This window comes from Bacteroidales bacterium (assembly GCA_014860585.1).
Taxonomy (GTDB): domain Bacteria; phylum Bacteroidota; class Bacteroidia; order Bacteroidales; family 4484-276; genus RZYY01.
In genome coordinates this window covers 1-12,219 of record JACZJL010000057.1, presented here as the reverse complement: position 1 = coordinate 12,219, position 12,219 = coordinate 1, and the positions used below count along the sequence as shown (strand labels likewise).

12 protein-coding genes are annotated in these 12,219 nt (G+C 44.6%); 7 read left to right on the top strand and 5 right to left on the bottom strand.

What is annotated here, in order from left to right; genetic code table 11:
- Positions 1-311: 311 nt before the first annotated feature.
- The gene (locus tag IH598_06385) at positions 312-506 is read left to right on the top strand and encodes a hypothetical protein (GenBank protein MBE0638125.1); all 195 of its coding nucleotides are present in this window, start codon (positions 312-314) and stop codon (positions 504-506) included.
- Positions 507-687: 181 nt separating this feature from the next.
- Here IH598_06385 and IH598_06380 read toward each other — a convergent pair whose 3' ends face one another.
- Positions 688-1,047: a cupin domain-containing protein gene (locus tag IH598_06380; protein MBE0638124.1), complete on the bottom strand. Its 360-nt coding sequence runs from the start codon at positions 1,045-1,047 to the stop codon at positions 688-690.
- 281 nt (positions 1,048-1,328) lie between these two features.
- On the opposite strand from IH598_06380, the gene IH598_06375 reads away from it, so the two are divergent.
- Positions 1,329-2,183, top strand: a complete 855-nt coding sequence (locus IH598_06375) for an alpha/beta hydrolase (protein ID MBE0638123.1) — start codon at positions 1,329-1,331, stop codon at positions 2,181-2,183.
- Positions 2,184-2,218: 35 nt separating this feature from the next.
- Here the strand turns inward: IH598_06375 and IH598_06370 are convergent, their stop codons facing one another.
- The 4 genes from IH598_06370 to IH598_06355 all read right to left on the bottom strand — a co-directional run bounded on the left by IH598_06370 (position 2,219) and on the right by IH598_06355 (position 7,982).
- Entirely contained in the window at positions 2,219-2,518 is a 300-nt protein-coding gene (locus IH598_06370) for a type II toxin-antitoxin system RelE/ParE family toxin (protein ID MBE0638122.1), read from the bottom strand.
- Positions 2,503-2,742 carry a hypothetical protein gene (locus IH598_06365; GenBank protein ID MBE0638121.1) on the bottom strand — a complete coding sequence of 80 codons (240 nt, stop codon included), beginning with the start codon at positions 2,740-2,742 and terminating at the stop codon, positions 2,503-2,505. The genes IH598_06370 and IH598_06365 overlap by 16 nt, the downstream gene beginning before the upstream one ends.
- Positions 2,743-2,896: 154 nt before the next feature.
- Entirely contained in the window at positions 2,897-5,104 is a 2,208-nt protein-coding gene (locus tag IH598_06360) for a T9SS type A sorting domain-containing protein (GenBank protein MBE0638120.1), read from the bottom strand.
- A gap of 418 nt (positions 5,105-5,522) precedes the next feature.
- The gene (locus IH598_06355; GenBank protein MBE0638119.1) at positions 5,523-7,982 is read right to left on the bottom strand and encodes a carbohydrate binding family 9 domain-containing protein; all 2,460 of its coding nucleotides are present in this window, start codon (positions 7,980-7,982) and stop codon (positions 5,523-5,525) included.
- Positions 7,983-8,182: 200 nt separating this feature from the next.
- On the opposite strand from IH598_06355, the gene sucC reads away from it, so the two are divergent.
- The 5 genes from sucC to IH598_06330 all read left to right on the top strand — a co-directional run bounded on the left by sucC (position 8,183) and on the right by IH598_06330 (position 12,170).
- Complete coding sequence (gene sucC / locus IH598_06350; protein ID MBE0638118.1) at positions 8,183-9,373, top strand: ADP-forming succinate--CoA ligase subunit beta; 1,191 nt, start codon at positions 8,183-8,185, stop codon at positions 9,371-9,373.
- An 81-nt stretch (positions 9,374-9,454) separates the two neighbouring features.
- A complete protein-coding gene (locus tag IH598_06345) occupies positions 9,455-9,775 on the top strand; it encodes a nucleotidyltransferase family protein (GenBank protein MBE0638117.1) in 321 nt (106 codons plus the stop codon).
- The gene (locus IH598_06340) at positions 9,768-10,118 is read left to right on the top strand and encodes a DUF86 domain-containing protein (GenBank protein ID MBE0638116.1); all 351 of its coding nucleotides are present in this window, start codon (positions 9,768-9,770) and stop codon (positions 10,116-10,118) included. The genes IH598_06345 and IH598_06340 overlap by 8 nt, the downstream gene beginning before the upstream one ends.
- 149 nt (positions 10,119-10,267) lie before the next feature.
- Complete coding sequence (gene gcvT / locus IH598_06335) at positions 10,268-11,359, top strand: glycine cleavage system aminomethyltransferase GcvT (protein ID MBE0638115.1); 1,092 nt, start codon at positions 10,268-10,270, stop codon at positions 11,357-11,359.
- A gap of 58 nt (positions 11,360-11,417) precedes the next feature.
- A complete protein-coding gene (locus IH598_06330; GenBank protein ID MBE0638114.1) occupies positions 11,418-12,170 on the top strand; it encodes a 2-phosphosulfolactate phosphatase in 753 nt (250 codons plus the stop codon).
- Positions 12,171-12,219: the final 49 nt, after the last annotated feature.

Genomic DNA, 12,219 nt, shown 5'->3' with positions numbered 1-12,219 from the left:
GTCTGCTATCAGGGCTTGTTAATAGTGTTGACAACAACAAATTACTCGATATTATTGTCAAATATAGTGCTTATGATAAACGAAAACGTATCAATATCATTGACTTACAAACTCATCTAATCTTAAGTTGACGCGTATGCCTGACGGGGTAAAATGCCTGGTGATGATGCATTGCATCTTGCCATTGCCACAATTAATGAGATTGATTACCTTTGCACCTGTTATGACCGCTTTTTGAAAAAAGCTGATGAACTTAAACTTTTAAAACCAAAAATTGTATTACCAACAAGATTAATCGGGGAGATTTTACCATGAGCCAGACTATAACCTTACACGAAATAAACAGAGAGGCTTTTGATGTTTTGTACAAAGAACTTGGCCTTGCAAAAACTTTGCGGTTCCTCAACCAATTCTCTTCTGGGAAAGGTGACTATACGCAGCTTAAGGCCGAACTGTTTATTGCTAAAACAGTTGAGGATATCGTGAAAGAAATGAGGAAAAAATAGCGACCGACTTTTACCTATAGGCGTTTTCCTCAAAACAGACCCTTTCTCATTCCGATGAATTTTTCCAACATGATGATGTGTGGATAATCCGGTCATCCTATCCCCAAAAATCGGTGATATTGAGCCAACTATAGCCCTTCAGAGGCTTAGAGGTAAATATCAATTAGCCCTCCGGAAGAATTTATTCCACTGTCTCATCTTCCTCCCGCCAGGCGGGGTCAACGATACAGAGGAAAACCAGGTCGGTGGCGCCGGTGTTTTCGATGTACTGCACTGCGTTGGGGGGGTTGTAGATGGCCTGGTGGGGACCGACATGCCGGGATTCGCTGCCGATGTGCATGACGCCCTCGCCTTCGAGAATATAATAAACTTCGGAAGTTTTGAGGCGGTGGCGGTAAGAGGCGAGGCCGGGTTTTACGACGGCGTGCGCCAGGCTGTAGCGCAGGTTGAGGTCGGCTTTGTCGGGGTGCAGCAGTTCGCGCAGGATGGTGTTATCGCCGGCAATGAACGCTTCGCAGTGCTTCAGGTCTTTGATCAACATAGTCGTGAAATTTTGGCGGATGAAGTTCCGGCAAATATACCCGAAATGTAAATTAACACCAGCCAACAGTCAAAAGACGAGCTGTATAGGTTGTCGGACGAGTTCACCCGGTTCCATTTCGAATGGATAAACCCAACCTGGACAAATTCCCTTTGCGCCGCAAAAAACCAACATGCCTCTGAAATGGTCGCTGGTGACGTGAAACTTGAAAATTTGTTTTGAGAAACACCTCGGCTGAATAATATGTATAAATTTGCCTAAATATTTAACCAACAAATCAAATGAAACCAACAATTCTCTTCTTTTTCCTGCTTCTACTCATGGCAGGATGCAGTCAACAGACTGCTGACAGGGTAGTAAAATCTGCTGACGGGGTTGAAATCAGTTATTCGGTTTATGGCGAAGGGTCGCCGGCTCTTGTGTTTGTTCATGGCTGGTCGTGCGATCAAACCTATTGGAAGTATCAGGTTCCGGAGTTTTCGAAACGTTACACTGTTGTTACGCTTGATTATGCCGGGCATGGCCAATCGGGCGCCAACAGGGAAGATTTCACAATGGAGTCGTTTGGCGATGATGTGGCTGCGGTGGTGAACGATCTCAAACTTGACCAGGTAATCCTGATCGGCCATTCGATGGGCGGCTATGTGATCATTGACGCAGCCACCAAAATGCCGGGGAAAGTGTTGGCGCTGGCGGGCATTGACACATACGAGCAGTTTGTGGATACGGTGTTTACCCGGGAAATGATGACGCAGTTCACTGAACCGTTTTACTCCGACTTCAGCAACAGCGTTAACGGTTTTGTCCGGAGCATGTTCCCACCGAATGCAGATTCAACGCTGGTGGAGATGGTTGCCAGCGATATGTCCTCTGCGCCGAAAGAGGTGGCCATGTCGGCCTTTGAAAATATGTTTGAATACAGCACCCGGCTCGAAATGATTCTCAAAACCATTGACCTTCCGTTTTATGCCGTCAGCTCCGATCTTTACCCGACCAATGCTGAAGACAACCGGAAATATGTCAAAAGTTTTGATGTCAAGATCATGGAGGGTTACGGCCACTTCCTGATGATGGAAAACCCGGAGGAATTTAACCGGCTGCTGGAGAAAACCATCAATGAGATAGCGGGGAAATAAATTGAGACTGCCTCATTTAGAGAATATTACTATCGTCAATACTGTTGCCTTTCAGGGTTTTGTCTGTTGTCCCAAAATGACAGGAGGATGATGGTTTTCTCAACTTCTTGTATTTGATAGAACAAATTCGTTTGCCAGGTAATGTTTGCAACCCGAACGGGTTTTTTTGAAGATGGTTTAAACATTTCAGGGTATAGCGAAATCTGGGTAAGGAGATGATTTGTTTTTCTTACGAAGTTGATGATTTCACGTTCCGACCAGTGTTCATCAAGGTACCTGATAATGGTTTCAAATGTATCCGCAGCTTCCGGCGTCCATCTTATTTGGTAAGCCATTTCTCATATTTTTTCATCACTTCCTCATGCGCAATGGTATTTCCCTGTTCCACCTGTGATAGCCCTTTTTCGATGGATTTCTTTTGAAATTCAGGAAGCTGATCCCAGAAATCCTGTTCCTGAACATTTTTCTGCAATAATATCCTGATCGCTTCAAGCACTTTCATATCATTGGTTTGCTCAATGAGGGCAAATAAATCCGATTTGACATTTTGATGCTGCATAATGCTCTTTTTTGACAAAAATAATTAAAATATTCAGCCTGATGACGGAGTGGGTGAGGTTAGTGATTAACTCTGTATTTTGAAAAAAATCCCTGACAGGGTTTTCCCAACGGGATGCCTTTGGCACAAACCCTTTAAGGGATTACAAAAAACCCTAGTTCACGATCAATCTTTTGGTAGTAATTCCTGAGGTTGTGTAGATTTTCAGCAGGTAAATGCCTTTTTCAGCCGGCGCTGTGAATTGTTGAGTGACCAAATCAAATTTTTCTGAAGCCACTAAAAGTCCTGCGATACTGTAGATTTCTATTGTTGAAATAGCTTTGTTGCTATGGATAATAACAGGATGTCCGGCCGCCACAGGATTGGGAAACACATGGATTTTATCGTTAAAAACCAGGTCATCCATTCCGGTCAGGTTATTGTCGAGCACAATCTGGAAAGTTCCGGTGGAGAGTTCAATTGGTGTGAGATCGTATTCATAGGCCATCAGATTATCGAAATGGATTTCGAGGTTTAGCACTTCTCCGTGCTGCAGTGGCTGGGCGAGGGAGAATTTAACAAAACCAATCTGACCAAACCCGGAAACGGGCTGATGGTTATTCAACGTAAGTCCTAAATCAGTTGCACCTTCATCTGCAAAAGTTTTCTGAATAGCCCAGAGATCGGTGTTTTGTGTACCTAACCATGAGCCGGTAAAATCTACCGTCATGCTTTCGGCAACTACCAACGTTGGGTCGGTTGCCATACTGAACCGCATTCCATAAAAACCGATGACGGGTGTTGCTGCTTCGCCGAGATAGAGTGGGATCTCCACATTCACGGCATCAATCAGCATTACCTCTTCGGGAATGATGAAGAGATCGTTTCCCGACCTGGTGGATTTTGTAGGTAGTGATGAAACGTATCTGCGGTTATCCAGATCTCTTGTCAATCCATAGTTTGTGATAATGGCGAGTGTGTCATGGATATCAACAATTCCGTTGCCGTCGGTGTCGGCATGTTTGTAATTGACTCCGGTAACCACAGTATCGGCCCAGTTGGTGACGTAGTGCGGGTACCAGCCGATGGATTGATCTACGCGAGGCGGACCGGCTGCCCCTGCCGTGACCCCAAGGATCATCAGGTCGTCCATATTCACTGTGCCGTCGTAATTGATATCACCCGGCCAAACGTAATCAATGCCGGCGCCCGAAATGTTGCCTTCAGCATCGGACTTAAGTACAAACAGATCCTGTTCATTCACTACCAGGTATTCGTTGATCTCGCCGGCCATCACAAATCCGCCATCGCTGGTTCGGCGCATACGGGTGATGGTGGTTGAAGAATCGGAGGCCATGATCATTTCCCGGTTGAGCAGACTTCCTTCGCTGTCAACTGTCAGGAGAGCGGTCTGAAAAAATGTTTCCCCGAAACCGTTGAAACGTTTTTCGGTAATTAAGAACTTTCCATCAGTCCATTCGATCACATCGGTAGCCTGGGTGTAAATTGTATCAGGAAAGCTGGAAAACCAAAGCAGGTTTCCGTTTGCATCTGCACGAAGGGCGCAACTGTGTTCGGAGTTGGGAGCTGTGTAGCCACTCAGAATATATCCTCCGTCACTCAATTGTTTTATTGATTCGGCTGATCTCATCCAAACACCCTGCTGAGTAAAATGAACTGACCAGACAGAATCAGCATTTTGATCGAACTTCCAAATAAATGGCCTTGTTCCTGTTCCGCTGCCGGCCGACCCGGTGAGAACAAATCCGCCATCAGCCGTATTTTCGATATGACTCACGAATGTTCCTGCAAGCCAGCCAGGTGGCACGATAGCATTGAGTGTGCGCTGTTCGGTCAACTCACCATTTTGGCTAACGAGAAACATATTTGGCTGGTAACCATACGATCCTTCTGCCCCAATCACAACAATACGGCCATCGGGCAGTTCAGCACCTCTTGCAAGCAGGGCGCTGTTTTGAGGCAACGTCGAAGTCCACTGGGAAGTCCAAAGCGTGTCGCCATTGCTGTCAAGTTTTACAAGCCATGGACGATTCATCTGCGTGGCAGTGCCGATCACCACAAACCCGCCATCGCTGGTCGCCACCACGCTGTATGCCCGCTCTGCGTAATTGTCTTTACTGAGGTTGCGTTCCCATTGCAAGAGACCATATTCATTTAGTTTGACCACATAATAATTGGCTGAAAAGCCATCACCGCCATAGCCTGCTATGATGTAACCATTATCGGATGTTTGTTTGATGTCGGTGGCAAAGTCGGCCCCCGGACCACCAAAAGGAGCTGTCCATGGGAATACCTGACCGTTGATCGGGCCATACAGGAAGAACAATCCAAAAAAAGTCAGAAATTGTATGCGCTTTTTCATTCTCGTAAAAGTTTGATATTTTGTGATCCAAAACAATTCAAACGGTTATTTTGTTTTTTACCATGTTAACATGGAAAATTCATGAAATTCTTTAATTTTTTTATTCTTAGAGTCTTGGTGTCTTAGTGGCAAAAAGAAAAAGTTGCCACTCACAAAGTGATGCCTTTGGCAAAAGGATCAAAGACACAAAGATTCACTAAGTTTATGAATAAAGAAGGCTAAAATAACGCCAAACCATCTTCATAAATAATCATAAATTTGGATGGCTGGAATAGGTATCAATGACCTGTATTATTCAAGAGAACAGCCCATGGGAAACAGTAAACATTAACGGTTATCATATTCTCCAATCGACATTCGGGAAGAAACGGTGCATCGTTGTATCAATCATTTCCAACCACAATAAATTCAGACCGGCTTAGAAGTGATCATCAGCGTTGAGGCCGGTTATTTTAAGCATGGTGTGATAATCGAGGTAATAGAGCAGTTTCAGCGTGAGTTGGTTCAACTGGTCGGCTTGTAAAGTTTGCGTGAGGTTATCGAAAAAGCCATAGGTGATAAAATCATCTTCATTTTGTATTGCGTTTTTCCATACCAGACTCAGTTGACTGCCGGGTGCAAAATCCCAGTTAAGGACAAGGTCAATGTTGAAACTATTGAAATTGAAGTCGTTGTTCTTGCCATAAACTAAATTGGGGGTTAATCGGCCATTTTCCAATAATGAGTAATACCTGTCGTACGCTCCGATATACCAATAGTGCCTCATCCGGAGGTTTACCGAAAGGTTGTTACGGAACATATACTGACCAGAGAGGATGTTTTCGTACGATTCCAGATCACGATTACCATAAATGATCGTACCTGAATTGTCTTTCTCCACCCATCCGAGATTGTTTGTGGTAAGGCTCATGGCAAGCGAATAGTTGAAATTTAGCCGGTCATTCAGTCTGAACCCGGGCTGTAAGCGAAAGGAGACGCCTTTGTAGTTTTCCCCGTCTACACCAAACCAAATATTCCCGTCGAGAGCAACCGGTTTTCGGTAATCGGTCGAAAAACCCCATGATACATTGGCATAGCCCGGGCGGATATAATACCTGCCCTGTTCACGGGGATCGTAATAATCATAGCGCTCAAACGGCGACCAGGAAAGATTTAACCAGTTGCTGACATAACTCAGTGCTGTCATGCTGTATCCTGCCTGGATTACACTGTTAACATTCTCACCGGTGGTATAGCTCGTTTCTCTGTTTGCATTCAGATAAGCTCTGAGGGACCTGATTTTCCCGACAGGTTCAAAAAGATGATAATTGAATTGCACGCCGTTTTGCACGTAATCGTTCCGATGGGTGATTCCAAGGTCGTTATCATCATAGCGGTCATTCATTCCATTACGGTAAAGGTTAAACTGAAATTTACCACTGATCTTGCCAAAAGATGCAGAATATTTATAACCCTTGGTTTTAGTGTAATTTTTGGTTGTTTTTTCGTAATTAAATACCTGGCTACAGGCTCCTGAGAGATTGATCCGGAAAGTATTTTTCCTGTTTAGCAGATTGGCGCCTGCTCCGGTAACATTGGCCCTGTCATAATTTTGATCTCGCAAAACGCTGGTATTGATTAGATAAGCCGATGAATTGTTGGGGAGCACCTGGTCGAGCACTGCGATATTAAAGTTACTCAGCGGGTCGGTCAGTACTTTCCGGGTTTTTCCTTCATTTTCCTCAATGGTGGCATAAGTATTTCCGGTTATAGCATTGAGAAATCCGACAGCAAGTCCTTTGTTGTTTCTGCCCGAAACTTTGATTGCATTCAGCATTTTAGCCTGAACAGGGTTATCGGTTAAGCTCTCGCTGCTATCTATCGCGCTGCTCACATGATTGAATTCAGCCGGCTGGCCGCCAATCCGCCGGGAATAAAACAGTCCTCCTTTTTTAAACAAATCCACTGACTCCAGGAAGAAAGGACGCTGTTCGGCATAAACAGTCTCGAATGCGCTCAGGTTTTTCACCTTGTCGTCGGATTTCACCTGGCTAAAGTCTGGCCAGAGCATCATGTCGAGGGTGTAGCTCTGGTTGATGCCATATTTTATGTCGGCGCCTCCACCATAAGAATAGGATAAGCGTGCGTTCGGATCGGCAATGGCCTGGTCGTGTTGGATTGTTGTTGAAAGATAAGGTTTTAATGCAAGCCTTAGCGGCGGCTGAATATTGTTCAAACCGTACAATGCACCCCAGGTTAGCTGCTGATTTGGAGCCCCTTTGGGTGTGATGGCCCACTCGCTGAGTTCGCGTTTACGCCGGATGTAACGCTGAACCTGCAAACCCCAAACCTGCTCTTCCTGCTTCGGAAACCGAAGGGCTGAATATGGAATTTTCATTTCAACGACCCACCCAACTGCTGAAATGTTAACCGCACTTTGCCAAACGGCATCGTAAGTCCAGTCGCTGCGCATGTAATCAGACTGCACACCGGAGGCGGTGACTTTGAAGGTGTTGGCATCAAGCCTGTTTAGATACGTATCAAAATGCACAGCAAACCAGTCGGCATTGAGCGAGTTGTCGTCACGGGTTCCTATTTGTGTCAGGATACTGTCGGGATAATTGTCAAAGAGAAACGCACCAACGTAAATGGCCTCATCGTCATAAGCGAAGTAAACCATGGTAGTCTGCGATTCAGGTTTGCTGTGGTTTGGGTCGTATTGTACAAAACTGTTGATGGCTGAAGCCTGGCTCCAGCAGAAGTCTTCAAGTGAACCGTCAATACGGGGAGGAGTTTCAGCACGGATGGCAGTAGCAGTTTTTACCGATGGCTGGGCTTTGCTAACGGTCACCAGCAGCATCAAACCTGTAAAAATTGTTAAAAAAAACCTTTTCCTCATTTTTCTCCTGCTACAACTACAATCTGATTGTTCAATGATTTAGAACCGATTTTCGCTCACAATAGCGCATTAAAAGGTGGTTTAGTGTATTAAGCGGTAATTTATCTGATGGGTAAAAATGATAATTTTGCAGCATGAAGTAAATAGTATTTGCCAGAAAACACGCTGAAGCAAATTGACCGTTTAATAAATACATAATCATGAATTTACACGAATACCAGGGGAAATCCATTCTGAAGCAATACGGAGTTGCTGTGCCTGAAGGCATTGTTGCTGAGACTCCGGGACAAGCTGTCGAAGCTGCAAAAACTTTGCAGGAACTTACAGGAACAAAGTTCTGGGTAGTCAAAGCTCAGATCCATGCCGGAGGCCGAGGCAAAGGTGGCGGTGTTAAGTTGGCTAAAAGCTTGTCGGACGTTGAAAAACTAACCGATCAGATCATTGGAATGGATTTGGTGACTCCACAAACGCCTCCTTCTGGTAAAAGAGTAAGGAAAGTACTCATTCAGCAGGATATTTTCTATCCCGGAAGCTCCGAAATCAGGGAGTTTTACATGAGTGTTTTGCTCAACCGGAAGATAGGCCGCAACATGATTATGTATTCACCTCGCGGCGGGGTGGACATCGAATCTGTCGCCGAAGAGACGCCTGATCAGATCTTTACCGAAGAAATTGATCCCCGCTTTGGATTGCAGGGATTTCAGGCAAGGAGGGTTGCATTCAACCTCGGTCTTGAGGGCGAAGCTTTTAAAAACATGGTAAAATTCGTGAATTCACTATACAAGGCTTACATCGGAAGCGATGCTTCACTCTTCGAAATCAACCCTGTAGTCAAAACATCGGATGACAAGATTATTGCCGTGGATGCCAAGGTTACGATTGACAACAATGCCCTTTACCGTCATGCAGAAGTTGCTCAAATGCGCGACCTGACAGAGGAAGACCCCATCGAAGTGGAAGCAAGCCGTTACGACCTGAACTACGTGAAACTCGATGGTAACGTCGGTTGCATGGTGAATGGCGCCGGGCTGGCTATGGCCACTATGGACATGATCAAAATGTCGGGCGGCGACCCGGCCAATTTCCTCGATGTCGGAGGCACAGCCAACGCCAAACGCGTGGAAGAAGGATTCCGGATTATCCTCAAAGACCCCAACGTTAAAGCTATCCTGGTTAATATTTTCGGAGGAATTGTCCGCTGCGACCGTGTGGCGCAGGGGATTGTGGATGCTTACCATAACATCGGGAACATCAGCGTGCCTATTATTGTCAGGCTGCAGGGCACCAATGCCGAAGAAGCCAAAATCCTCATTGATGAATCCGGCCTCGAAGTGCACTCGGCCATTGCCCTCGAAGATGCAGCTAGGCTCGTGAATGAGGTGCTGAATTAGCACAAATTTCATTTTTTAAGATAGCAGTTTGTAACTTTACATTAGACGATGTAGTCTGGTTTTTTAATAAAAACCTTACCTTTGACCAAGATTTTAATTTTAATGAATGACCTTGATCAAATATTGAGTTTCCTGGCGACGAATAAGGATAGATTTCAAAAAGACTATCACCTTACCAAAATTGGTGTTTTCGGTTCTATTGTGCGTAATGAACAAAACACAAATAGTGACATTGACCTGATCGTTGAATTTGAGGAAAATACCCCTGACCTTTTTTCAATAAAAAAAAATCTGCGCGCTGAGATACAGAACAAATTCAATCGTTCCGTTGATCTTTGCAGGGAAAAATATATGCATCCATTCTTTAAAGATAGCGTAATTGCGGAAGCCAGATATGTCTAAACCTTCTAATAAAGATTTTGGTTGCCTGTTAAGTATTCTTGATTCAATCAATAAAATCCTTGATTATACAAAGAATTTTGAAACAGCCGATGAGTTTTACAATAACACGCTTTCGTTTGATGCAACCCTGATGAATTTCGTAGTGATTGGAGAAATGGCTGAGAAATTGTCCAATGAATTCCGATCTGCTACAGAATCTGATATTGATTGGTACAAAATCAAAGGTTTTAGGAATATTATAGCTCATATTTACTTTGGAATAGATGCTGAAGAGGTTTGGCAAATTATTCAGGATAACCTTTTAGAATTGAAAGAAAAAGTTTTAGAAATAATGAAAAGTTAATTTTTTCGAATTAAAAATCTCTCCATTCACCTGCTATCTCTCCCCGTTTCCCTACTTTTCTCCTGTAAATAGATTTTCATCGGTCTGTATGTAAGTCGGCAGTTTCATGTAAATTTGCCGGAAAATAAACTTCATACAAATTCATCGTAATGAAAAATACAGCTTTCATAAAGATGCACGAAGCGCTGGGCGCCAAGATCGTGCCTTTTGCAGGATATAACATGCCTGTACAGTTCGAAGGGGTAATCGCTGAACATGAAACCGTGCGGAAGAGCGTGGGCGTGTTTGATGTGTCACACATGGGCGAAGTTTGGGTAAAAGGCCCAAATGCTTTCGACCTTGTCCAAAAACTGACTTCCAACGATGTAGCCAAACTCACCGACGGAAAAATCCAGTACACCTGCTTCCCGAACAATGATGGCGGGATTGTTGACGATCTGCTGGTTTACCGCTTTGATGCAGAAAAATATCTGCTGGTGATCAATGCTTCAAACATTGACAAAGACTGGAAATGGATCAACGACAACAATGATGTGGGCGCTGTAACCATGAATGTTTCCGACGAAACTTCACAACTTGCCGTGCAAGGTCCAAATGCCCTGGCTACTTTGCAAAAGCTAACCAAAGAAGACCTTTCTGTTATCACCTACTACACATTCAAAGTGATCGAATTTGCCGGAGTGCCAGATGTGATCATGTCGGCAACAGGCTATACAGGCGAAAAAAACAGTTTTGAAATTTACTTCCCCAACCAACATGCCGAAAAAATCTGGAATGCTGTATTTGAAGTCGGTGCAGAGTTTGGCATTAAACCAATTGGATTGGCCGCCCGCGACACCCTGCGACTTGAGATGGGTTTTTGCCTTTACGGGAACGACATCAACGACACCACCTCCCCAGTAGAAGCCGGTCTTGGATGGATCACCAAATTTGCAGAAGGCAATAATTTCATTAACAGGCCTTACCATGAAAATCTTAAAAACAATGGCGTAACCAAACGTCTGCGCGGGTTTGAAATGATCGACAAGGGTATTCCTCGCCAACACTACGAAATCTGTGATGCAGAGGGTAATGTCATCGGTGAAGTCACCTCCGGAACCATGTCCCCTTCATTGAAAAAAGCCATCGGTATGGGATATATCAAAACCGGATTTGATGCAATAGATGCCGAAATCTATATCAAAGTCAGAGAAAAGCTATTGAAAGCAAAGGTTGTAAAGATTCCCTTTTATCAGGTTTAAACTTTTTTTTATCCTCCAACCCTGGCAGGGTTTGAAGACCTGCCAGGGTTAATAAAAAATGCCCGACAAATTCACCATCGAAGTCTGTTTTTCTCCACAACTTGCCAACTTCATCATTACTGAAGGCAAGGCTATTGTAGTTGTGGTTGACATACTGCGGGCAACCACTTCCATGGTTTCAGCATTAGCCAACGGGGCAGCATCCATTCTGCCGGTTTCATCGCCCGATGAAGCCAAAGCCATGAAGAATAGCGGTTACCCGGTGGCAGCCGAGCGGGATGGCAGCATCCTCGACTTTGCGGATTTCGGCAATTCGGCGTTCGATTTTATGGATGGCAGTGTGAAAGGAGAAAAACTGGTCTTCAGCACTACAAATGGAACTGTTGCCATCGAAACGGCCAGGAAGTTGGGAACCGTCGTCTTAGGGGCGTTTAGTAACATCAGCGCACTGGCACAGTGGATTGTTGACCAGAACCAGCAGGTAATCATCCTTTGTTCCGGCTGGAAGAACACCTTTTGTCTCGAAGACACCATTTTCGCCGGTGCACTCATCGGGAAGCTTATGAGCAGCGGCATGTTTTCGCTGAACTGTGATTCGGCTTATGCTGCCCTTGATCTGTGGAATGTGGCTAAAGCGGATGTCATGGAGTATATCGAAAAAGCACTGCATCGCGAACGCCTTCGCCAGCTTGGTGTAGATGATGTGCTGGAGTTTTCTTTTACTCCAGATACCATGAAAGTTGTCCCTGTACTTATTGGTAACGAATTGATTGATGCGTTGAATACTAAAAAACAAAACCCAATCCCATGAGAGTCCATTTTATTGCTATCGGCGGCGCTGTGATGAATAACCTGGCCAT